General features: G+C 44.3%; 20 protein-coding genes and 2 tRNA genes. 14 read left to right on the top strand and 8 right to left on the bottom strand.

The annotated features are described in order from the left end of the window. Positions 1 to 83: 83 nt before the first annotated feature. Complete coding sequence (locus tag EO95_RS15595) at positions 84 to 803, top strand: DUF1614 domain-containing protein (RefSeq protein ID WP_048136252.1); 720 nt, start codon at positions 84 to 86, stop codon at positions 801 to 803. Positions 804 to 980: 177 nt separating this feature from the next. Here the strand turns inward: EO95_RS15595 and EO95_RS15590 are convergent, their stop codons facing one another. The 4 genes from EO95_RS15590 to EO95_RS15575 form a co-directional block, all read right to left on the bottom strand. Next, positions 981 to 3230, bottom strand: a complete 2250-nt coding sequence (locus tag EO95_RS15590; RefSeq protein WP_048136316.1) for an S-layer protein domain-containing protein — start codon at positions 3228 to 3230, stop codon at positions 981 to 983. Positions 3231 to 3569: 339 nt separating this feature from the next. Further along, positions 3570 to 4622, bottom strand: coding sequence for an mRNA surveillance protein pelota (locus EO95_RS15585; protein WP_048136250.1), 1053 nt, complete (start codon positions 4620 to 4622; stop codon positions 3570 to 3572). Continuing rightward, on the bottom strand, positions 4619 to 7027 hold the full coding sequence (gene rqcH, locus EO95_RS15580) for a ribosome rescue protein RqcH (RefSeq protein ID WP_048136249.1): 2409 nt from the start codon (positions 7025 to 7027) through the stop codon (positions 4619 to 4621). Before rqcH ends, EO95_RS15585 begins: the two co-directional genes overlap by 4 nt. A gap of 246 nt (positions 7028 to 7273) precedes the next feature. Beyond that, positions 7274 to 8125, bottom strand: a complete 852-nt coding sequence (locus EO95_RS15575) for a formylglycine-generating enzyme family protein (protein ID WP_048136247.1) — start codon at positions 8123 to 8125, stop codon at positions 7274 to 7276. Between the two features lie 556 nt (positions 8126 to 8681). Between EO95_RS15575 and priS the strand changes: the two genes are divergently transcribed. From priS to EO95_RS15520, 13 genes are all read left to right on the top strand, one after another. Continuing rightward, positions 8682 to 9926, top strand: coding sequence for a DNA primase catalytic subunit PriS (priS, locus tag EO95_RS15570; RefSeq protein ID WP_048136245.1), 1245 nt, complete (start codon positions 8682 to 8684; stop codon positions 9924 to 9926). Beyond that, on the top strand, positions 9892 to 10617 hold the full coding sequence (locus EO95_RS15565) for a hypothetical protein (protein WP_048136243.1): 726 nt from the start codon (positions 9892 to 9894) through the stop codon (positions 10615 to 10617). Before priS ends, EO95_RS15565 begins: the two co-directional genes overlap by 35 nt. 392 nt (positions 10618 to 11009) lie before the next feature. Further along, the gene (locus tag EO95_RS15560; protein ID WP_048136241.1) at positions 11010 to 11288 is read left to right on the top strand and encodes a 50S ribosomal protein L44e; all 279 of its coding nucleotides are present in this window, start codon (positions 11010 to 11012) and stop codon (positions 11286 to 11288) included. 6 nt (positions 11289 to 11294) lie between these two features. Then, positions 11295 to 11483, top strand: a complete 189-nt coding sequence (locus EO95_RS15555; protein WP_048124561.1) for a 30S ribosomal protein S27e — start codon at positions 11295 to 11297, stop codon at positions 11481 to 11483. 74 nt (positions 11484 to 11557) lie between these two features. Then, on the top strand, positions 11558 to 12370 hold the full coding sequence (locus tag EO95_RS15550) for a translation initiation factor IF-2 subunit alpha (protein ID WP_048136239.1): 813 nt from the start codon (positions 11558 to 11560) through the stop codon (positions 12368 to 12370). 6 nt (positions 12371 to 12376) lie between these two features. Continuing rightward, on the top strand, positions 12377 to 12532 hold the full coding sequence (locus tag EO95_RS17275) for an RNA-protein complex protein Nop10 (protein WP_082098461.1): 156 nt from the start codon (positions 12377 to 12379) through the stop codon (positions 12530 to 12532). A 9-nt stretch (positions 12533 to 12541) separates the two neighbouring features. Next, complete coding sequence (locus EO95_RS15545) at positions 12542 to 13312, top strand: proteasome assembly chaperone family protein (protein ID WP_048136237.1); 771 nt, start codon at positions 12542 to 12544, stop codon at positions 13310 to 13312. Between the two features lie 113 nt (positions 13313 to 13425). After that, entirely contained in the window at positions 13426 to 14829 is a 1404-nt protein-coding gene (locus EO95_RS15540; RefSeq protein WP_048136235.1) for a TIGR00375 family protein, read from the top strand. A 216-nt stretch (positions 14830 to 15045) separates the two neighbouring features. Beyond that, positions 15046 to 15129: transfer RNA gene (locus tag EO95_RS15535), tRNA-Ser, on the top strand. A 532-nt stretch (positions 15130 to 15661) separates the two neighbouring features. After that, complete coding sequence (locus EO95_RS15530; RefSeq protein ID WP_048136233.1) at positions 15662 to 16153, top strand: rubrerythrin family protein; 492 nt, start codon at positions 15662 to 15664, stop codon at positions 16151 to 16153. A 322-nt stretch (positions 16154 to 16475) separates the two neighbouring features. Next, the gene (locus EO95_RS17765; RefSeq protein WP_156161268.1) at positions 16476 to 16625 is read left to right on the top strand and encodes a hypothetical protein; all 150 of its coding nucleotides are present in this window, start codon (positions 16476 to 16478) and stop codon (positions 16623 to 16625) included. 97 nt (positions 16626 to 16722) lie between these two features. After that, positions 16723 to 16915, top strand: a tRNA-Trp gene (locus tag EO95_RS17760). A 250-nt stretch (positions 16916 to 17165) separates the two neighbouring features. Continuing rightward, complete coding sequence (locus EO95_RS15520) at positions 17166 to 18047, top strand: PEGA domain-containing protein (RefSeq protein WP_327037175.1); 882 nt, start codon at positions 17166 to 17168, stop codon at positions 18045 to 18047. A 155-nt stretch (positions 18048 to 18202) separates the two neighbouring features. On the opposite strand, the gene EO95_RS15515 is transcribed toward EO95_RS15520, so the two are convergent. The 4 genes from EO95_RS15515 to EO95_RS15500 form a co-directional block, all read right to left on the bottom strand. After that, a complete protein-coding gene (locus tag EO95_RS15515) occupies positions 18203 to 19393 on the bottom strand; it encodes a pyridoxal phosphate-dependent aminotransferase (RefSeq protein WP_048136227.1) in 1191 nt (396 codons plus the stop codon). 293 nt (positions 19394 to 19686) lie between these two features. Then, a complete protein-coding gene (locus EO95_RS15510) occupies positions 19687 to 20340 on the bottom strand; it encodes a hypothetical protein (RefSeq protein WP_048136225.1) in 654 nt (217 codons plus the stop codon). Between the two features lie 110 nt (positions 20341 to 20450). Next, complete coding sequence (locus EO95_RS15505) at positions 20451 to 21134, bottom strand: queuosine precursor transporter (protein ID WP_048136223.1); 684 nt, start codon at positions 21132 to 21134, stop codon at positions 20451 to 20453. Positions 21135 to 21264: 130 nt separating this feature from the next. Then, positions 21265 to 22092, bottom strand: coding sequence for a ribonuclease H family protein (locus EO95_RS15500; RefSeq protein ID WP_048136221.1), 828 nt, complete (start codon positions 22090 to 22092; stop codon positions 21265 to 21267). Between the last annotated feature and the right edge of the window lie 312 nt (positions 22093 to 22404).

The raw sequence follows: 22404 nt of genomic DNA, 5'->3' as shown, positions 1-22404 counted from the left end.
CGAATGAAGAATGGATACTCATTAATAAAGAGAATATACATATCTCTTAATATGCAGAAAACCGGAGAACAGAGAGTAATTCCATGAGCAGGCAGATCTTCTACATGCCTTTCAGCCTGAAATTCCTTTTCCTTTTGATTCTCATTCTGATCTTTGGGCTTGGGTCTCTGTTTCTGGGAATTATTGTCTCTACCTTTATGAAAATAGGATTTTCCGCAGAAGACGCACTCTTAATCCTGTTCCTATCCCTCCTTGGAAGCGGAATCAATATCCCACTGACAACTCTGAGGTCTGAGATTCCGGTTGTCAAGGAGAATTATGTAAAGGTCTTTGGGGTTTCCTACAGGATTCCTATCCGGCAGATGGTTAAAAATGAAACGGTACTTGCCATCAATGTAGGAGGAGCAGTTATCCCGATCCTGATTTCCACCTATCTTCTTACACAATTCCCTTCTTCCATCCATCTTGCAGGAATTGGCATAGCAGTTGTTGCAGCCATAACTTATTCCGTAGCGAAGCCAATTCGGGGAATAGGAATTGCAACTCCGGCCCTGGTCCCGCCCCTGACAGCTGCCCTTACTGCAATCCTGCTTACTTCGGCTATCCATGTCCCTGGCTGCCCTGCGGAGACGTGCCGTGTCATTATTGCTTATACAGGAGGAGTGCTTGGGACCCTTATAGGAGCTGATCTGTTTAATCTGGGAAAAATCAAGAATCTCGGAGCCCCTGTTGCAAGCATAGGAGGGGCAGGGACCTTTGATGGAATATTTTTAAGCGGATTTATTGCCCTTCTCCTTATCTGAAAAAAGAGAGGAAAAAAGAGATTGAGAGAGACAGCTCTCTACAGAAATGATTTCACTCTATGGAGATGACTTCACTCTACAGAAATGATTTCACTCTATGGAGATGATTTCACTCTATGGAGATGACCCTCTATTAGAAAATAATCCTCTATTACATTCCTCGTCGAAGATAACAGATTAACTCTTTCTTCTAAGAGCCAGACATATCATAACACCGAGAATCCCGGAGATAATTCCAAAGCCTGGAAGTTTTACGGGGGCTTCCTCTGCGGCTCCTTCCTCAGGGTAGCTATTTTTATCTTCAGAGCCCTCAAATGCTATTTCGGAAGAAGATGAAGGAGCTGCCCTGTAATCAGACGAGATTTTTTCAGACTCGTTTGAACCCGGAACCACATCTGTTACGTTGGTTTCTTCTGTAAGATTATCTGCGGATTCAGAGACGGTTTCGGCTTCAATAACCACATCCATTGCAGGGAAAATAATGTATCCGGCAGGAGAGGTACTGCCCTTTCCCTTATCAGAGGTCTGGAAATACCATGAGTCGGTAAAATAAGTCTTTTTATCCTTATCAAGGTTCAGGGTAATTGACTTTGAATTTTTGAGGACAATGCCATTTTCCGAGGTCTCCTTTACTTCAAAACCCTGGAATTCATCCCCATTTTCAATAATCACAGGGTTGTCTCTGTCGATTAACCAGGTATATCTGAAGACTGCAAAGGAATCAGCGGTACTCACAAAAATGGAGTCCACATAGGTAATGAAGTAGAGCTGATCTTTTCCGTCTCCAAAGTCAGCAGTTGCGGTAAACGTCTGATTTTCTACAGTCCCGTCTGCTTCCACAATCCCGGACTCGAGTTCCTCTCCGTTTTTAGATAGGGAAAACCAGACCTTATTACCCTCTACATCAACCTGGTTCACAGTCAGAGAATAGCCTTTCCCAAGATCCCAGGACTCACCGGCTTTCAGCTCTTTTTTAGTATCACCGCTCTGGCTGATAACAAGGTTTGCAAGCTGTCTGGCATCGTTTTCAATAGGAACATATTGTTTTCCGAACCAGGCAAGCTTATAGTAAAACATTCCACCAAGTTCTGCAGGAGTTGTACCGGCATCAAGCCCCAGTTCGGAAACAAGTACATATTTGTTGGAAAACTGCCTTGTAGAATACACAAGCTCTCCTTCACCTATAACATGGTTTCCGGGGTTGTTTTTTCCAAGTTCGTTCTGACCATCTGTTTCGACGTACTGCAGGCGTTCCCCCCACCAGTTTTCAGAAGCTACAAAGTCTTTGTGCTTATTTATGGGATAGACAAAGCCAACAAAAGTGGTCGCGTTCCAGTAAAAATCATCAGATGATGCCTCATTTGTGTCAAGAGGTAAACCTCTTAGAGTGTAATTTCCGGGATTGCTCAGTTCTTTGGCAGGAAAAATAATGTATCCGGCAGGAGAGGTGCTTCCCTTTCCCTCATCTGAAGTCTGGAAATACCAGGAATCGGTAAAATAAGTCTTTTTGTCCTTATCAAGGTTAAGGACGATTGACTCTGAATTCGTAAGAACGAGCCCGTCTTTGGAAGCTTCTTTGACCTCAAACCCCTGGAATTCATCTCCGTTTTCAATGAGTATCGTGTCATCTTTGTCAATGAGCCATGTATACTTAAAGACAGCGAAGGAATCCGATGAGCTTACGAAAATGGAGTCCACGTAGGTGATGAAGTAAAGCTGGTCTTTTCCGTCTCCAAAGTCAGCAGTTGCGGTAAACGTCTGGTTTTCTACAGTCCCGTCTGCTTCCACAATCCCGGACTCGAGTTCTTCTCCGTTTTTAGATAGGGAAAACCAGACCTTATTACCCTCTACATCAACCTGGTTCACAGTAAGAGAGTAGCCTTTCCCAAGATCCCAGGACTCACCGGCTTTCAGCTCTTTTTTATCATCACTATTCTGGCTGATTACTATATTTGCAAGCTGTCGAGCATCATTTTCAACGGTAACATACGGTTTTCCAAACCAGGGTAACTTATAGTAAAACATTCCTCCAAGTTCTGCAGGAGTTGTCCCGGCATCAAGCCCAAGGTCGGAAACAAGTTCATATTTACTGGAGAACTGCCTTGTAGAATACACAAGCTCTCCTTCACCTATAACATGGTTTCCAGGGTTGTTTTTTCCAAGTTCGTTCTGGCCATCTTTTTCGATGTATTGCAAGCGTTCTCCCCACCAGTTCTCAGAAGCCACAAAATCCTTGTGTTTGTTTACAGGATAGTTAAAGCCTCCAAAAGTAGCTGCATCCCAACAAAAACCATCAGATGAGGTCGCATTGGTGTCAAGAGAAAGCCCGCAGATAGCCGGGGCTGCAAAGCCTAAAGGAGGGGCCAGCAAACAGATTACAAACGCAATCAAAAGTGAAGACAAAGCTTTTTGGATACCACGATTCATGAATATCATCACTCGTTTTCATTGAAATTTATAAATTGAACCATACATAAAAAGAAACTATAAGCAAATATTGTTATAAATAATACAGAACGTAACAACAAATAAAGCTGGGTAGTTAATAAATTTTACTAATTTGAATTGAAAAAAAGAAAAATAATACTAAATAGGAAATAAAAACAAAAAAAGAAAATGAATAGCTTCAGTTTGTCAGGAAACCGAGGATATAAGGCATTAATAATAAAAAATAAAAAAGCAAAAGCAAAATTAAGAAGAGGGGTAAAAAATTAAGCAAATAGGTATGAAGAGTTAAAGAGTTGCAACCACCGATTCAGTATCGGCTCAGCCCCTTACTCTGAAGCGGAGCAGAGCTGCAATTCCTCCCAGTTTGTGAAGCTTTTCCCCGGGCTCAAAGGTCGTGCTGAATACAACAACCTTTCCCTGCGCCTGCTCAACCTCCATAAGGAGTTTGTCGATATCTTCCCCTTTTTCCCGCCCTTCACGCAGGGTTTCGTCAGCAATGAGCAGGGTTTCGACAGCCCCGTATCCAAGAGCATTTTTAACATCCGCAAAACCATAAGCGGCTTTACCGTCCATTGAGATCTCCCTGATGAGGTCTTCCATGAGAGAGGATTCCCGGGCTATACGGGACTCCTGCATGATTCGGTCCACAGCTCCTCTGCGGAGCACTTCCTGAAAGCCGGACATCCCGATCATTGAAGTGTCTTCAGTCAGCGCCTTTGAAGCCATATCAGGCTCGACATCATGGAAATATTTCAGGAAATCTTCTTTGGTAAACCCGGGGCCTGCAATCACTATAGAGGCGTCTTCGGGAACCGCATGCCTGAGCTGTTCAACAAGTTCCCTGAAAAACTCATTCCTGAGCCCGGTCTCTCGCTTCCCGGATGACTGCCGGATATGGGAGTAGATCTCAATTCCGTAGTGGCGCACAAAACCAATGTCCGCATCGCCCTCTTCGACTGCTACAAGAACAACTTTAGGGCGTTTTCCGGCCTCTTCGGCGTCCTGGATGCGCTGGAGCTGGTCATTTTTCCAGTGCTCCTTGACAATGGAAATATTTGTCCCTATTTCGACATTAAGAGTGTGATAGGAGCCGGTGTCCATCCCCTGCTCTATCGGCCCGTGTATTCGCAGCCTGTTTGCGAATTTATGGAATTCCATTTCCTCAACCCTGATCCCGAGCCGGACCTTTACTTTCTCGACTTTTTCCGGACGAAGTTTGTCGCTTGCAGAATCAGCTTTCCTTTTGGTAAGGGCAAAGACCATATCGCCTTTTTCAATGATGTATTTCAGATGCCAGAGATCGTCGAGGGTTTCGGCTGTTACGGCAATTTCCCCTTCCCTGCCTTTAAGAGAACGGTTCGTAACCCTCATACCTTTGTCACTCCATGCATTTCAGTTTCCTCTTCACTTCCCTCTTCGCTCCCATCTCCGGACTCCGTTTCAATTTCCACTTCAATATCTTCTCCGGATTCGGCTCCGAATTCATCTTCAGTTTCTTCCTCATAGCCCTCGGATTCGGCCTCTAGTTCGGAAGTCCCGTATTCTTCTCCTTCAGGCTCGATTCCCTGCCCTTTTCTATCTGGTTTCTGGGTCCTGAGGTTTGACTCCCCGGCAGGGATCATCATAGCTACCAGGTCAGGGGATGCGATCTGCTTTACAAAGCGAGGGTCACCGAGCTTGTCCGCATAAATCCGGTAGATTTTTTTCGAGATATCATTCTGATTGAATTTGCCCGGAGTAAGTTCAAGGATATAGTCCCCATGCTTCCGGACTGCAGAAGCAGGCCCGCCTATGACCCTTGTCTCGCCTTTCAGCTCAAGCCCGACTGCAACTCCAAGAGGTACATCTTTGAAGTAATTGCGCTCTCCACGGATAACAAATGCCCCCTTTTTCAGGTACTCTCCGGACTCCGGAGTCTTTGTTACCTGTTCAGCTTTAATCCAGTAGCAGTCCCCACTGAACTGCCCGGCTTTCCAGAGGCTCGAATAAGAAACTGCAAACTGTGCAACTTCCTGAAGAGTAGATTCCGGAACCTCCTCTCCTCCGGTTTTAATAACTGTCAGAGGAGCACCGGGGGTCTGTGTATGGAAGACGATATCTCTTTTTTCCATGTATTTTTTGAAAACTTCCTCGTTAGTGTCGGCATCCCTGCCTCCTACAACCAGGAAACCGTCTGAGGATACAAACCACCTGAAACGGTCGTACCAGTGCTTTTTCCGGGACGCCTGCAGCTTCCTCCCGGCCTTTGCAGCCTTTGCCGCAGCCTTTTTCGCCATAGCCTTTCTGGTATCCTCAATGGCTTTGAGAGCCCCTTCCCTCTTTTTAGTAAACTTTTTGACCTTCTCGTAATATTCCTGGGCGTTCTGGGGCACGGTCTTCCGGATATCAAGGTTGACGCTCTTGCCATCAAGCTCAACAGTTACAGTCCCGGTCTTCTGATCAATATTTGTAATCATTTGTGCAGCAGGCATGGCCTTTTTGGCCTGTTTCAGGATGGAACGGATTTCATCCCAGGAATAGCCCTTTGCCCTTGCGCCGTTGAGTACTGAAAAAAGCTCTTCGATAATCTGGTAATTGGCGTAAACTATCTCTGCAAGAAGGTTATTTTTCTCAATTTCTTTTTCGAACTTTGCAAGGCTCTCTTCCTGCTGGAGAAGCCGCCTTTCGTAAACGCCAAGGGTTTTCTCCTTCTTTTCGGCTTCCTTTACCTCTGCAACCTGTTCCAGCGACTTTTTCCCGAAAAACTCGTCAAGTGCCGTATTAAATGAATCAAAATATTCCTTTTCGTATTCAGAATAGCGGGTGAGGTCAAAAGGCATCACATCGAAGGTTTCGATCTTCCCGTTGATTTCCTTCTTTATATGCTGAGGTCTGAGCCCCGGAACCTGAGTTTCACTTTCTGCTTGAGTTATAACTTCTATTTCATTACCGGATTCGATTTCAACCTCTGATTCAGTTTCAACTCCGGTTTCAGTTTCAACTCCAGTTTCAGTTTCAATTCCAGTTGCAGTTTCGGCACCTGTTTCTGGCTCAGCCTTTATCTCGCCTTTACCTGCAGTCCTGCCCCTGAACAGCGGGGAAAAGAGGTCCTGCAGCGCATCGTGGAGCCTTTCAGCATCCTCTACAATGGCTTCTTTTGCAGGTTTAGCCTTATCAATTCCTGCACGCGCACAGGCTTCTTCTGCCAGGACTCCCCCAAGGTTGAATCTTGTAGCAATGGTCCGGACAATATCGGCCGTCGATTTCGAAAACGCATCCATAAGGTCCGAAACCTTAGCCTCCACAGGGCTCAACTGTGCCTCCGGAAGCTCATAAATCTCCCCACTCCTCAGCCTGCGGTCCTTCATAGTCACGGGGTTCATTGGCAGGATAATCTTGTTTTCGGAATCCACAATCAGGACGTTTCCCCGAGCGAACAGCTCCACAATGAGGGTGTTTCTGATCCCTCCCCTCTCAATCCCGATCTTCACGATCCTGTCAAAGTCGTGCTGCTCCACGGATACGATCCTGCCCCCCGCCAGGTACTTTCGGAGGAGCATGGGAAAAGCCTGAGGAAGTGTGGGGCTTTCCCTGAAGTGTTTACTTAAATGGATACGCTTCCCAGCCTCAATAAACAGGTTATCCCTACCCTGATGAAAAACGTAAAGGTTGATGCGGATTTCCCCACTTGCAGGCTGGTAGATCTTCCCGATCTTCGCATCAAGAATGGACTTCGAACCCCCTGACAGCTCGGCAACAACTGCAGCAACGTCGGCACTTGACATATCCTGTTTCATGAAGTGGATATAATAGAGGATTCATGTATAAGGTTTCCTGTGCAGAGTTGCGGCTCTGCAGTGCGCGGTCCGTTTCGCTACGCTCAAGCGGACTTATTGTTGGCGGCAGTCGTTGCAGGAATTTTGAGAAAGACATTGGAAGAAGAAAAGATATATTGGAACCGGAGCAAACGGAAATTCTGTATTAAACATATCTTGTCTCGAATCTTCGGTGCAGCCCCCCTCAAGGAAAAAAGAGAGATGAAGTTACAGTTCCTTCAAAAGACGAAAACCAAGATTTCCGAAACGACTCTCAGGGTCGCGTCTGAAGCGGCCAGCCGAACGGCAGAACCCTATATTGCAGTACCAGCTGCCCCCACGAGAGACACGATCGAAGCCATTTCCAGCTTCCCATACACATCCACCTGAAGGAGAATCTTTGTAGTTTTCGTGCCATTTATCCTGAACCCATTCCCAGACATTCCCATGCATGTCGTAAAGACCCCAGGAATTCGGTTTTTTCCGGCCAATTGAGTGAGTTTTACGACCTGAGTTCTCAGCGTACCATGCATACTCTTTAAGCTTTGACTCATCGTTACCAAAAGAATACCCTGTTTGTGTACCGGCCCTACAGGTGTATTCCCATTCGGCTTCTGAAGGTAAACGGTACTTATCGGTACTTTCTGTTGCATTCAGTTTTTTAACAAATTCCTGGACCTCATTCCAGGAAACCATCTCAACTGGTCGGTCTTCACCCTTGAAGTGGGAAGGGTTATTTCCCATTATCATTTTCCATTGTCTTTGCGTGACCGAAGATCTACCCATGTAAAAAGGGATTTTAATTGTTACTTTATGGACAGGGGATTCGGAATCTGCTCTGTCTTTCTCTTCAGAAGGTGAACCCATATCAAATTCCCCGGGAGGGACCAGTACAAATTCCATACCAGTAGAGGAGCTGGCAAAGGTTGCAGGAGTTTCTGAGTATCCAGACTTTGCCACGACATATGAGTCTTCAACAACATATGAGTCTTCAACAACATATGAGTCTTCAATTTCTCCCCTTTTCAGATGGCATAGAACTGCGTTAATGTGATTTTTAAGGTTACTTTTGCTTCCCATAAGATCTTCCCCCCAAAAGTTCTTATTTCGGTGTCAGTTTCGATAGTTATTCTGGTTTTTCACGGGCATTGACAGGAACAATTAGATATTATATATATTAACAGGAAATTCATTTCCGGATTTCTTAGTCAATTTATTTCCATTGTATATGAGCTCTTTTTCTTTCTGAGCAAATCCCATCCCAGTTTAACCTATAATGAGTCCTTTCCGCTGACAATATTTACTTTGAACCTACTCTATATTCGAATCGACTCTATATTCGAATCGACTCTATATTCGAATCGGCTCTATATTCAAGTGAACCGGGAAATCCGAATAATCAGTTGTTCCTGTTAAAGTCCCGATTTTCCTTCCAGGAATGATGTTTATTTCTGCGATCCTGAACTGGTGGTTTTCCAGCAGGCTTTGAAGCCTCTGACCTGGACACAAATTGAGGATAAAAAAACTGTTTTAAAAAAACTCATATAAACAAAAGTAAAATATGAGTTAATCTATCTTAGGAAACCCCAAACCTAAAATCAAACTAAAAGATTCAAAACCCAAATTCCCAAAAACCATGGACCACCGAACCACCCGTTATTTGAAATCCTGTTTTCAGAACTATTATAAAACCGCTGAAATAGTTCTTCCTGACCACCTGCCTAATAGAGAATGGGCTTTCATCTTCTACGATGATATGCCGGAAAAAATGATGCATCGGCACAAGTCTTTCGGTTCTCCGGGAGAGGCTCTTGATTACCTTTACGGCATGGTTCCTGCGCATGTTTACAATTCTACGGCTTACTACGAATACCCTGATGCAAAGAAGATGAATGAGAAAAACTGGCTCGGGGCAGAACTGATCTTTGACCTTGATGCAGACCACCTGCCAAATGCCCCGAATAATTATGCTGATATGCTTGAGCTTGTGAAGAAAGAGACTCTTAAGCTCATAGATTTTCTGTTAGACGATTTTGGAGTTTCAGAACAGGAAATGGAGCTGGTCTTTTCCGGAGGAAGGGGATATCATTTACACGTTACGAATCCGAAAGTTCTGAAGCTCGGGAGTTCAGAGAGAAGGGAAATCGTGAATTATGTGAGCGGAAGGGACATTGATTTCAAGCACTTTTTCAAGGAGGTTGCAATGGATGGGGATTTCGGGACAGGCTCAAAGGCATTTAAAGGGATTAAGAACGTGCCTATGAAGTGCACGCTTGTTGGATACGATTCCGGGTGGGGTAAGAGGATTGCGCTTTATCTTACGGACTACATGAAGACTGAGTGTGAAAAAAAGTACAAGAAAGATATGTTTCCCGAACTCCGCAAGCATGAGAAGGTAGGGGATGCCACAATAAAAAAGCTGATTAATATTACGAACAGCGAAAATGGCTTAAAGGACATTCTGGAGAGAGGAAGGCTGGACTTTGACGTAAGAAATTTTAAGGAGATTGCCGCATATTTTATGCAGGAATCAGTTGAGGATTTCCTTAACAGGTTCGGAGCCAGTGTTGATGAACCGGTGACTGCCGACATCAAACGCCTGATCCGCGTACCCGGGTCCCTGCACGGCGGGTCCGGGATGCTGGTTAAGAAGCTTGCTTTTTCCGAGCTGGAAAGGTTTGATCCGCTCAATGATGCAGTTATCTTCAGCGACAAACCAACAAAAATAACCGTTTCAAAGCCTTTCTCAGTACAGCTGAAGGGCAAGGATTTAAGAATAGAAGAAGGCATACAGGAAGTTCCGGAGTATGCAGCCGTATATCTAATTTGTAGAGGTGTTGCGGAGTATGGACATAGAAAAAATCAGCCAAACACTGTATAAGGAAAAAAACCAGACATTGAAAACGATTCAGGCTGATTTTTATCAGGAAGCTGAAAAATACATCCGGGAGCTTGAGAAAGAGATAGGGAAGATTAATAATCCCCGTTCTCCGGAATCAAAGATGCTTAATGACGAGCATGAAAGAGCGCTTTCGGACCTTGAGACTATCTTTATGAAAAGGATAGGGAAGGTCATTACCCGGGCAACGATCCAGTCTAACGCTGATAAACCTATTTCAAAGGATCTCGAAAAGCTGCTTCCTGCAGAGAAAATGCTTTATGATCTTGTGCTTCAGGGAATAGAAGCTGCAAAAGTAGAGCTTTTAGGCCCCATTCTTTATCCAGATTCAGGGAAGATTCCGGTCTGGCCCGGGACAGGGGATGCAAGACAGGCATCTGCCGCGGTTATTGTAGACGCAAAAACAGGCAGGGGAATAACTGTGACTGCCGAAGGGAAGAACACAGGGACAGAGTCGGGCAAAAACAATATAAACGAAGAATATGTTGTTGTCCGAATACTGAAGGACCTGCCTACCTTCACAGGGGCGGACGGCCGGAACTATACGGTCAATGCCGAAAATGTGGTTGTTTTGCCGCAACTGAATGCAACAGGGTTGATAAAGCGGAAAGCAGCAAAACTGATTGCTGTCGGAGAGAAAGGCTCCGGAGAAAAGAATTCCGAAAAGAACTGATTCCTTGAGACATGCAGCTTATTTTAGCCAGAAAAACAGTTGTGGACAGGCATATCAGAGACCCTGTAAACAAAGGATTCATGCCTTATGAAGGAAAAGCACTTCAGGCAATAGTATTAGTATATATATGTGTAGCTATATCTGTGTAGCTTAACCTTGTTAGCGTGCTCTGACCTCGTCTTCAATAGGAGACCGTCACTCAGGATATCGAAACAAAAGAGGTTCAGACGATTTCAAACTTATCAATTAACGCTTCCCAAATTAATAGATTCCCAGGAATTAAACGCCATACGTAACGCCATACGTATATTCAATAAGTATATTTAACAGTGCTTTTCCGCAAAAGCCGGAATATGCACAAAATACCAATAATCATCAAAAAGGTGTAAAGAATGAAAATTCCAAAGAGGTTCAGAACTTACTGCCCGTTCTGTAAGACCCACCAAGAACACGTAGCAGAGAGGGTCAAGAAGGGCCAAGCTTCATCAATGACTCACATTGCAAGGCAAAAGAAAAGACAGCAAGGCATAGGAAACAGCGGAAAGTTCTCAAAGGTGCCCGGTGGCGACAAGCCAACAAAGCGCATCTGGCTCAGATACCGCTGCACCGTATGTAAGAAAGCCCACCAGAGACCCTGTTTCAGGGCAAAGAAGTTCGAGTTCAAGGAGTAAGATAAAATGATAGACTACACCCAGCGACCAAAAAGCAGGTTCCTGCGCGTAAAGTGCAACGACTGCGAAAACGAACAGATCATATTCGGAAGCGCAAGCCGTAAAATTACCTGCGTAGTCTGTGGAAGGACCCTTGCCGAACCAACCGGTGGAAAATCAACAATTACCACTCACATCCTGGAAGTACTTGAATAACCGTATCAGGGAAAGCACTTAACAGGAATAGAGTATAGAATAATTTAGAGAACAAAAATTGAGAAGTGGTACGAATGGGAAACGATAACTGGCCTGAAATCGGAGAATTTGTTGTCTGTACGGTGAAGAATGTAACTGATTTCGGAGCCTACGTCGAGCTTGAAGAATTCGGAGGAAGGGAAGGTTTCATCCATATCTCCGAAATTAAAGCAGGCTGGGTCAAGTACGTCAGGGACTACGTAAGGGAAGGGCAGAAGATTGTCTGCAAGGTTCTGAACGTGGACCCTTCCCGAGGCCACATCGACCTTTCATTGAAAGACGTAAATGAGCACCAGCGGCGGGCTAAGATCCAGGATTGGAAGAATGAGCAGAAAGCCACCAAGTGGCTCCAGTTCGTGGCAGAAGAGACCGAGAGCGAGGGCGATGAAATTGGCCTGCAGGCTCTGCATGAAAAACTTGTAGAAGAGTTTGGAAGTGCATACGCCGCCTTCGAAGAAGCAGCTGTTGAAGGGGAAAGCGCCTTTAAAGGGCTCAAAGTCAACAAAAAATACTTACAGAGCATAATCAAAATCGCAGGAGAAAATATCAAACTGCCCTTCGTGGATATCGCAGGGTATGTGGATCTGACCTGCAATCTTCCAAATGGCATAGAGGTCATAAAACAGGCCCTTAATGCTGCAAATTCCATCAGTGATGTTGATGGGGAAGATATCAAGCTCGAAGTAAGTTACACAGGGGCTCCGAGATATAGAATCAAGGTAATAGCTCCTGACTATAAGAAAGCCGAATCAGTCCTTAAAAAATCCGCTCAGACTGCAGTAGACACTATTGCAAAACTTGGCGGACATGGGATTTTCAAACGGCATATCGAATCAGCAAAGGCGTGATAACCTTTGGGACAAAAGATCCGCAAATGCAAAAATTGCGGCAGGTACACTTTAAGGGAAAAATGCCCGGCTTGCGGGGGAGAAGTCTTACCCGCGATCCCGGCTCGCTTTTCTCCTAAGGACCCTTATGGCAAGTACCGAAGACTGGCAAAGAAAGGATAAGGGATTTTTATGCAGCAAAGTACACTTGTCCGCCTGAAAGAAAAACTTGAGCTCAAAAACCCCATACTGGTAGTAGGACTTCCGGGAGTAGGGCTTGTTGGCAAGCTGGTGGCAGAGCATCTGGTAGATGAACTTGAGGCTGAAAAGATTATGGAGGTTTATTCTCCGCATTTTCCACCCCAGGTCCTTATCAATAAAGATTGTACTGTCCGTCCGGTAAGCAACACCATATACCACGGGAAAGTAAACGAAACTGACGTTCTATTTCTTGTAGGGGACCACCAGAGCACTACTTCACAGGGACATTACGAACTCTGCTCTCTTTATCTGGACATTGCAGAGGAACTTAAAGTACCCAGAATATACACCCTCGGGGGCTACCCTACAGGCAAACTCACCTATGAAGAGACAGTCCTTGGGGTTGCCAACAGCACGGAATTGATCGAAGAGATTAAAAAATTCGGGGTCGAGTTCAGGGAATCGGAGCCAAGCGGGGGAATCGTAGGAGCATCCGGTCTGCTTGTGGCTTTCAGCAGGATGAGGGGCATAGATGCTGCTTGTCTTATGGGAATGACGCCAGGATACCTGATGGATCCCAAAAGTGCCCAGTCTCTTTTGAAGGTGCTGTGTAATATGTTCGGGATCGAGGTAAACACAGACTCCCTTAAGAAAAAAGCAGAGGAAATGGAAAGTATCCTCGAAAAGTTGAAAGAAAAAGAAGAGCAGCAGAACTTCCCAGAAGTTAAACCCACGGAAGAAGACCTGCGCTACATAGGATAAATACATAGATAGGGAAGTTCCAGGTAGAGAATACGCGGATAGAGAATCCGGATAGAGAAATACATAGTTAAGGAACCTGAAAGTTAAAAACGATTCTGGCGAAAGGTTCGGAAATGAAAGTCAATGCAGACCTCCATCTCCACTCAAAGTACTCGATGGCGTGTTCGGGGAAGATGGAACTACCCACAATTGCTAGTGAAGCTTCGAGAAAAGGGATGGAGCTTATCGGTACAGGGGACTGCACTCATCCGAAGTGGCTGGAAGAGATAAAAAAAGCAGCTATTTCAGACGAAGAAATCCGAATAGGAAATATATTTTTTATACCCACTACCGAGGTCGAGGATATCGACCGGGTACACCACCTCCTGATTTTACCTTCTATTTCAAAAGCCGAAGAGCTGGCAGAAAGAATTGCCCCTTTCGGAAACCTTGAAGCAGATGGGCGCCCATCAGTTAAGCTGGATGGCTGTGAAATTGCAGAGATTGCAAAAGATCTTGGAGCTCTTATAGGCCCCTGTCATGCTTTCACACCATGGACTGCTCTTTATGGCTACCATGACAGCCTGGAAAGCTGCTATGGGGATATGACAGAATATGTCTCTTTTGTTGAACTTGGCCTGAGTGCAGACAGTAATTACGCAGACAGGATTGAAGAACTGCACCGACTGACCTTCCTTACAAACTCTGATGCCCATTCCCCTTCTACCAACAAACTGGCAAGGGAATTTACTCAGTTCAATGTTCCTGACATTACTTTTGAAGGCATCAAGAAAGCAATTCTCAGGAAGCAGGGATACGGAGCTACTCTGAACGTCGGTTTTTTCCCTGAAGAAGGAAAGTACAACCGGTCTGCCTGCGTCAAGTGCTTTACTCAGTATCCGCTGCCGGAAGCCGAAGCTAGAAGATGGCGCTGTCCGATATGCAGAGGCATTATAAAAAAAGGAGTGGCTGACCGGGTCAACGAACTTGCGGATTTTGAAAAACCCGAGCATCCTGATCACCGACCTCCTTATCTTCACCTGATCCCTCTTGCAGAGATCATACAGATGTCACTCGGCCACGCAAGCGTCCAGACAAAAGGCGTAAAGACTGCCTGGGAGACCATTGTCGGGCATTTCGGAAACGAGGTTGAAGCCCTTATCTATGCAGAACCGGAAGCCCTGAAAATAGTGGATGACAGGATAGTAAACGCAATTCTCGCCTTCAGGAAGGGCGATGTTATAATCCACCCCGGCGGAGGTGGCCAGTACGGCTGGCTCGAACTGCCCGGCCACCTGAAAGCAGAAAAACCAGAACGTGCCGAAAAAGGTGCCGAGGAAAAGAAAAAAACCTCAAAAATAACAAAAAGAGAGATCGGAAAGTCCAGAACTCAGATTTCATTTTCTGACCTTGCGAGAAAAAGATCCGTAGAAACAGTCGAAACTGAGGAAGAAAAGACAGCAGGAGTGGGAACAGAATGGCCAGAGAAAGAGAGTCCGGAAAAACCTGCAGGTCAGAGATCACTTTTTGATTTTTAAAATCCGGAAGCCCGCTGAGAATAAAATATATAAGATAGAAAGTCTATTCACTTAACTCTGCACCAAAAACGTCGGGTACTGCCCGGAAACGTCCTCATTATTTAAAATCCATCCAACGTTTAAGTTAACGTTTAACATTTAAGCTGACATTACATTTAAGTTAACGTTACATTAAGCTAACGTTTAAGCTAACCTAAAACGTTCTTAAAGCAAAATGCCCAGGTAGTCTAGCGGTAGGGCGACGGTCTCGAAAACCGTTTCTTCTTTGGGAGAGCGCAGGTTCGAATCCTGCCCTGGGCGTAACCCTCTTATTAAAACCTTATTAAAACCTCTTTTTAAAAAAACAGGTGTTGCCTGATTAATTTGTTAATCCTTTCCGGAACCCCCGAGGAAATCGGTCAGTTTTCTCCCCCTGTGCTGCACGGAGCCTGAGCCGGCCTGCCAGCCAGAATAAATAATTTCCTAACTCAGGAACCATTTTCAAGAATGTAGGTATAAACGCTTCCTCCAGCTTGCCTGCAGCCCTACAAAAAAAGAAGTGAGTACCGGGTTTTTCTAACACTATTAATATTTACATTTTTATGTCACTTTTAATTTCTTGCTATTATTTTCTTCCTTCTCTTCTTTTTTGTTGGAAAGACCGCTCTCCTGCGTCGAGCGTGAAAAAGACACAATACAACGAATGACGTTGTATGGGGAAGAAATTCTTGTAATTCACTCCTTTAGTCCACTTTAGTGAGCGAAGCTCACTGTTCTTATGGGCGTTAAGAATAATAGATATGCCCCCAGTAAATAGGGTGAAAAAAAGATTTCAAATTAAGGGGAGATATGCATGAGTTCCAAAGACAACCTTAAGGCTGCATTTACTGGCGAATCAATGGCGAACAGGACATACCTGGCCTTTGCGAAGAAAGCAGACGAGGAAGGGTATCATCAGATAGCCAAACTCTTTAGAGCCGCTGCTGCTGCGGAAACAGTCCATGCTTTCAATCACCTCCAGCGTATGGGCGGGATTGGAACTACAATGGATAACCTGAAAGAGGCCGTTAACGGCGAAACATACGAATTTGAAACAATGTACCCCACTTTTATAGAGGAAGCAAAAACAGAAGGGGACAACAGGGCTCTCTGGAGCTTTGAAGTGGCAAATAAAGTAGAAAAGGTTCATGCCAGACTATATGAAAAAGCCCTGGAAGAAATAGGGAATAATAAAGAGGTTGATTATTACGTCTGCGGAGTCTGCGGACATACTATGGAAGGTGAACCTGAAGGGAACTGTCCAATCTGTGGGGCACCTGCATCCAAATTCAACAAAATAGACTAAAAACCGATTAAGACAACAACATTTCAGACGGTCAGCGAAATCCATCGAGAGCTAACAGATAAGAAAAAAGCTCTCCATTTACTTTTTTGCTAACATGGCTTTAAAAACAGATTGAAGCCATTATTAACATTCTTTCGTTTTCATAAGGGCATCAAGCAAATAAGGAATTCGATTCCCGCGTTCCTTTGATTCTTTGGCTTTTATGCAATTATACTTCCCGAAACCTCAGGGATTCAGATAAACAACTTTATTTGCAAAACCCCTGATATAGAACAAAATTTAAAAGGGAGCCCTGAATTTTTTGAAATTAAACAAGAAATTGATGAAATACTTCGATCGCCGCAGAACAGGCAAATGGACAGGTGAGGTAAGTGCATATGACTTCGCAGTTCGCCTGCTTGGTTACGTATCATTTGCGATATTTGTGCTCGCAATCCTTGCAGGAATAATCTATTTTCTGTTTATGTACTGAGGAAGAAATAGAAATATGTTCTCAAAAACCATGTTTCTTGCCGTTAACTATTTAAAAGAGAAAGGATATGTCAGTATCCTTGTTAACCTTTCATTAAGGGGCTGTGGCCTAGCCCGGCATGGCGATGGGCTCCAGCGGATAAATGATGAACAACGGGTCTACCGAGTCTTTCCCGACGGGGCAGGACAATGAGGAACCGTTGGAGCACTGATAGATGCTCACCAGAAAAACTGTGAAAGCAGTTGTTCGGAGATACCCGTCGATCGTGAGTTCGAATCTCACCAGCCCCACCTTTATTATTTTCTTTAATTTTCTTTAATTTTCTTTAATTTTCTTTAATTTTCTTTAATTTCGATTTTCAGGAAAACATTCTCATCTTTGTATGATTACTTTCTAATTCCAGCATCGATACTCGATATAGACCTCTTTTTTGATAATATCCTCTTTTGGATTCAGTTCACCCCCGGAAATGAGAATGAGGAGTTATAAATATCAGTTACTTGAAAAAAAGACCCATCATTCAAAACGAAGGGATTCCTTATAAAAATTAAACCTGATCTTAAACGAGGGGTTAAACCGAAAGACTTCAGGAAAATCCTGACCTGCATAGTATTTTCCTTCCTGATACTTACTTTAGCCGTCAGCCCTGTATTTGCGGACATATCTACCGCAGACCCCGGGCAGGGCAATTCCACAGTTGAAGAGACTGAAGAGGCTGAAAATCCAGCCGCAGCCGAAAAAGGGAATTTCGGGAAAATAGAAATCATAACAATTCCAAACGGCTCTGAGATTTATATAAACGAAAAGTTCGTGGGAAAAACCCCGGCTCTCATAGAGAAAGTACCGCCTGGTTTTTATGAAGTGGTGCTAACGCAGGAAGGGTATGAAGATGTCTTTGAACGGGTGCTTGTTAAAGCCGGGAAAACTGCCTCAATCTCAAAAAAGCTCCGTGTAAACGAGAGGGTATACAGCATTTCTTCAAGCCCCTCCGGAGCAAATGTCTACCTTGACGGGAAGTACAAAGGAATAACTCCGGTCGTATTTCATGCAGGCGAAGGGCAGCATAAACTGGCTATAAAGAAGACCGGATACAGCACGGTTTCAAAAGAGATCAATGCCTCCGGAGAGACAGCACCTGTGATGGAGGAAAAACTCCACCTCAATCTCTTTACCTACTTTACTGCAACCCTTGTTCTGCTGGCTGCAGGTATTATTATAAAAAGAAACCCCGAAAAGTTAAAGTTTAAATTCCCGAGAAAAGTTTCGGCAGGCGGCAGGGCACTCGAAAAGTTTCAGAGGGGATCAGGGAAAAGAGATGAAAAACTGCAAGAGAAATCATCAGTTCCTGATGATCTGGTAGAACTGGAAAATTTTACGGAACAAAATTTTGAATACACAGTAAAAAAGAAAAAGAAAGTCTGATTAAAAATGATTATCAGGGAGGTTGATTAGAAAAATTGATTAGAATAATTAATTAGAATAATTGATAGGCAGAAGCTGACTGCTTACGGATTCTGGAAGTTTTCATCCTTCACCCTTCATCCTTCACCTTCATCCTTCACCTTCATCCTTCACCTTCATCCTTCACCTTCAAATTCTTTTTCCAGAAAAGCCTCCAGACGGTCCATGCCTTCTGCAATGTTTTCAAGACTGTTAGCGTAGGAAAAACGCAGGTAGCCTTCTGCCCCGTTTCCGAAGTCTATGCCGGGAGTTACTGCCACACCTGCCTCATTGAGAATCCTGCGGCTCAATTTAAGAGAATCACTGCAGAACTTGCGGGCATCAGCGAGGACATAAAAAGCCCCCATTGGCTCTTTGCGCACTTCAAGGCCCATGCCGAGAAGCCTTTTAAGCATGTACTGGCGACGTATATTGTAGGTCTGGACCATCTCAGTAACGTGTTCCTGGGGACCTTTCAGGGCTGCAATGCCTGCCTCCTGGACAAAGGAGTTAGCGCAGATAAAGAAATTCTGGTGAATTTTCTGAATCGCGCGGATACAATCAGGGGGGCAGATAATATAGCCAAGTCTCCAGCCGGTCATTGCATAAAGTTTGGAAAAGCCGTTAAGGACAAAGGCATTTTTCGTATATTCCAGGATGCTGTGTTCTTCTCCGCTGTAGATCAGGCCCTGGTAGATTTCGTCCGAAACGATAGGAATTCCTTTTTCATCTGCTATTGCGGCAAGGCCCTGCAAACTTTCAGGAGACATAACATGCCCTCCGGGATTTGAAGGACTGTTAATGAGGATGGCTTTGGTATTCGGACTCAGGCACTGCCTTACTGTTTCGGGTTCAAGGACAAAGCCGTTTGTCTCACTCGTATAGACAAAAACAGGGGTCCCGCCCAGATACTTTACGAAATTTGGATAGCAGGCGTAGTGAGGGTTCGACATAATTACTTCATCCCTCTTTTCAAGCAGAGCCATGAAAACAATCAGGAGACCAGGGCTTGTCCCGGAAGTAACAATAACCTGATTCGGGTCCAGGTCAACTCCAAACTTCTGATGATAAGACTCAACTATTGCCTCTCTGAGAGCAGGGAGTCCCTGGCTGTGAGTGTACTTTGTAAATCCCCTACCAATCGCAGCACAGGCAGCCTCGCAGATATGGGGAGCAGTAGGGAAATCAGGCTCTCCGACCTCAAGATGGATTATATGCCTGCCCTGAGCTTCCAGAGCCTTGGCACTTTCCAGTACTTCCATCACATAGAAAGGAGGGATATCTTCTGATTTTTTTGATAAGATGCAATCGGAATTTATCGAAAACATAAAAGACCTTCTGAAAAGCGATTAATATAAAAGCCACAAGGTAAAAGCAAGTAATATCACTGAGTATGTACCTGAAACTGCGTATGCTTTCAATATTTAAATATTCTGTGGGAAAAACAAAGAGTCAAAACTGAGGGACATAAAAGAAAAATTAATCCAGGAATGAGTTTAACAAGAAAAAAGTTAACTCTCTGAATCAGGTAGATTTTATCTGTCTAAGGCGGGAAGACCCCTTCCTCAAACCTCTGGGCCTTCAGGCGAAGGGATTCGGGAGGGGGGCAGTTCGCAGAAACTTAATCTTTCGGCATAATTTTATCAACTACCTCCACATCCGGCCCAGCCCAGCCCTGATCTTCAAGCATTTTTGCAAAATCACGCTGAAAGGTCTGGAATATTACAACGTTTTCAGGGACAATATTGAGGAAATCGTAGTCCCCATAAGCTCCCGTAAAGAAAGAGGCGACAGTTTCTTCAAATTTTTCCTCTATTCTTTGCGGGTACCAGAGTCCGTATTGAGAAAGTAAAACAAAGTTAGGATCAGGCACAGGAGCCTCTTCCGGATAGATATAAAAACCTATAAAGACCTCTTCACCGGACTTTGCAAGAACCAGTTTCTTTTCAAACCCCGGTTTCTGAAGTTTGAGAAACCATTCCCCCTTTAGAAGGTCTTCAGGTTCTTTGATAACTCCATGGGCTTTCAGAATCCTTTCAGCTACCTGCTGGATTTCCAGAATAATGGCATTACGCTGTTCTTCAGGCATCTTCAGGCAGGAGATACAGAAGTCTTCGGAGGGAACTCCTGTGTATTGAGTACCAGCCTCTGCACCTGATTTCCCCTGCTCTTCAGCCTTTCTTTCGAAATCGGTTTCTGAACTTTTCGCATTACTCGGGATTTCAGCCTTAACCTGCCGTATTTCGGTCTCAGAATGTTCTACCGTAATTAGCACCCCCGTTAATGTATAGGACGGAGATGCCCATAAGCATTGGTATGTAAGTCCCTAAAAAAGATTCCCGATCCACTCCCGGATAGGACCTGATTTCAGGAACTGCACCTGTTTTAACCTTTAACCGGACCTGCTTCCCCGCTTTCCCCGGGATAGGGGACATCGTTTATGTTTCCAGAAGCAAGCCACCGGACTCCAAGATATACAAAGGGGGTATCAAGGAGAGCAAACATCACTTTAAGGATCCAGACAGGCAAAATCATATAAAAAACTGAAACTACCCCCAGTTCGGGAGTTACATGATAGAAAGCAATAAACGTGAAAACGATGGAGTCGAGCAGCTGGGAAACAATTGTTGAAAGATTGTTTCTGAGCCAGAGATACCTGCCATTTGTCTTCTGCTTCCAGAAATTAAAGGCCCACAGGTCATGGTGCTGGCTTATAACAAAAGCGATCATGCTTGCCAGTATAACTCTCATGGAATTTGAAAAAACGCTATTATAAGCCTCATTATTCGGGTACAAATGAGATGGTGCCAGACCAGTACTTATGAACACGAAAATGGATGCAATACAGAGTGAAAGAAAACCTGCATGTAAGAAAACCTTTGTCACTTCCCTTCCTTTAACTTCTTCTACCATGTCCGTAATAAGGAAAGTAACCGGATATGCGAAAAAACCTACCGAGGTTACGACCCCGAATATCTCAATTAGCTTGCTCCCGAGAAGGTTTCCAAGGAGTAGAGAGCTGACGAAAACTGTTAGCAAAAGCTGTATCTTGTAATCTATGGGTTTCATGAATTCTCAGGGTTTAAGTTGGGTTTAAGGGTTGGATAACATTATAAACTGGATACTTTAACATCTTCAACACCGGCATTTGGTCCCTTAAAGAGGGAATTTAAGCAGTGGCCTGTTAGATTCCGGGAAATTACCTGAAACGTTCTGCTCTTCTGAAGAGGTTTTGAGGCGACCTGTCTACTTCATCACATATTATCTTATGGGGGATGGAAGAAGGCAGAATTGAGTAAGCCTGACTGTCCGTACCCCGAAGCCCCCAGGTTTCGTCCGTGAGCAGGAAATAGGAGTTTTCAAGCCTTACTCCCTTTGATTTCAGGGAAGAAAGGACCTCAGGGTTTGAAAGGTCTTTTCGAATCTCTTCCGCAGCCTTTACCTGAGTGCCAGGACCTCCTTTTTTTACCGGATAAACAAGGTCATCGGAAAGGATCTTTTCAATTGTGCGGACTATCAGCCTGTAGCAGGTTTTTTTGTTTGTGGACATTTCCGGAACTTTTTCCAGATAAAAAACGTTACGTCCATTCCGGGCAATATCTGAAAGAACGTCTTCACGCCTCGAAAAAGATTCCACATCAGACGTGGATATACTCGAGAAAAAAACAGGAAACTTTTTAGACAGGCTGTCTGCAGCTGCCTGGTTCGTTTTCTCGCGGGGAATATATTCAAAGCTAACTCTGGACCCTGAAAACTCCTTTTCTACTTCCTGCGCCCTTCCCTGAAAAGCTCTTACGGCTTCAGTAGAATCATTATAAACAATTATTTCGGCATCGCCTTTTGAAAAAATCCTGACAAGGGATATGGCAAAATTGAGGGCTGCAAGTTCACAGTCAAGATTATTCTGAGGATGACCCGGGACTTTAGTTGTTGACTGGTGGATCTGCCCGCCATCCCGTAACACCACGCAACCGAGGTAGGAGTCTTCACTTTCATTATAAGACGAATCACAGTAGACTTCAAGCATCTTTAGTTTCACCTTTCTAGTAAGAGGAGTTTGTAGTAAACGAACCGAATGATTATAACATAGTAATTATATAGTAACAGTTGTAGATATTGAGAATTGAGCTTTTATGAGAAAGAGGGGAGAAAGTTCCTATGCTTTAGCTGGGAGTAGTTCACGAAAATAGTGTGTTAATGAGAGAAAAAGGTTTTCAGCCTTTCTGGTGATAAAGGAGAAAGGAAAAGGGCTTTAGAGTGATTTGAGAATAATAATAATAATAATAATAATAATAATAATAACTGTCTCTTATACACATCTCCGAGCCCACGAGACGGA

Source organism: Methanosarcina sp. 1.H.T.1A.1 (assembly GCF_000979295.1).
Classification (GTDB): domain Archaea; phylum Halobacteriota; class Methanosarcinia; order Methanosarcinales; family Methanosarcinaceae; genus Methanosarcina.
The sequence above is the reverse complement of the archived record's forward strand: the minus strand, read 5'-3'. Positions and strand labels throughout refer to the sequence as shown.

Excerpts from the sequence above, each read along its gene's own strand:
- EO95_RS15595 (WP_048136252.1), top strand. The coding sequence starts at position 84 with ATGAGCAGGCAGATCTTCTACATGCCTTTCAGCCTGAAATTCCTTTTC.
- EO95_RS15590 (WP_048136316.1), bottom strand. The coding sequence starts at position 3,230 with ATGAATCGTGGTATCCAAAAAGCTTTGTCTTCACTTTTGATTGCGTTT.
- EO95_RS15585 (WP_048136250.1), bottom strand. The coding sequence starts at position 4,622 with ATGAGGGTTACGAACCGTTCTCTTAAAGGCAGGGAAGGGGAAATTGCC.
- rqcH (WP_048136249.1), bottom strand. The coding sequence starts at position 7,027 with ATGAAACAGGATATGTCAAGTGCCGACGTTGCTGCAGTTGTTGCCGAG.
- EO95_RS15575 (WP_048136247.1), bottom strand. The coding sequence starts at position 8,125 with ATGGGAAGCAAAAGTAACCTTAAAAATCACATTAACGCAGTTCTATGC.
- priS (WP_048136245.1), top strand. The coding sequence starts at position 8,682 with ATGGACCACCGAACCACCCGTTATTTGAAATCCTGTTTTCAGAACTAT.
- EO95_RS15565 (WP_048136243.1), top strand. The coding sequence starts at position 9,892 with ATGGACATAGAAAAAATCAGCCAAACACTGTATAAGGAAAAAAACCAG.
- EO95_RS15560 (WP_048136241.1), top strand. The coding sequence starts at position 11,010 with ATGAAAATTCCAAAGAGGTTCAGAACTTACTGCCCGTTCTGTAAGACC.
- EO95_RS15555 (WP_048124561.1), top strand. The coding sequence starts at position 11,295 with ATGATAGACTACACCCAGCGACCAAAAAGCAGGTTCCTGCGCGTAAAG.
- EO95_RS15550 (WP_048136239.1), top strand. The coding sequence starts at position 11,558 with ATGGGAAACGATAACTGGCCTGAAATCGGAGAATTTGTTGTCTGTACG.
- EO95_RS15545 (WP_048136237.1), top strand. The coding sequence starts at position 12,542 with ATGCAGCAAAGTACACTTGTCCGCCTGAAAGAAAAACTTGAGCTCAAA.
- EO95_RS15540 (WP_048136235.1), top strand. The coding sequence starts at position 13,426 with ATGAAAGTCAATGCAGACCTCCATCTCCACTCAAAGTACTCGATGGCG.
- EO95_RS15530 (WP_048136233.1), top strand. The coding sequence starts at position 15,662 with ATGAGTTCCAAAGACAACCTTAAGGCTGCATTTACTGGCGAATCAATG.
- EO95_RS17765 (WP_156161268.1), top strand. The coding sequence starts at position 16,476 with ATGAAATACTTCGATCGCCGCAGAACAGGCAAATGGACAGGTGAGGTA.
- EO95_RS15515 (WP_048136227.1), bottom strand. The coding sequence starts at position 19,393 with ATGTTTTCGATAAATTCCGATTGCATCTTATCAAAAAAATCAGAAGAT.
- EO95_RS15505 (WP_048136223.1), bottom strand. The coding sequence starts at position 21,134 with ATGAAACCCATAGATTACAAGATACAGCTTTTGCTAACAGTTTTCGTC.
- EO95_RS15500 (WP_048136221.1), bottom strand. The coding sequence starts at position 22,092 with ATGCTTGAAGTCTACTGTGATTCGTCTTATAATGAAAGTGAAGACTCC.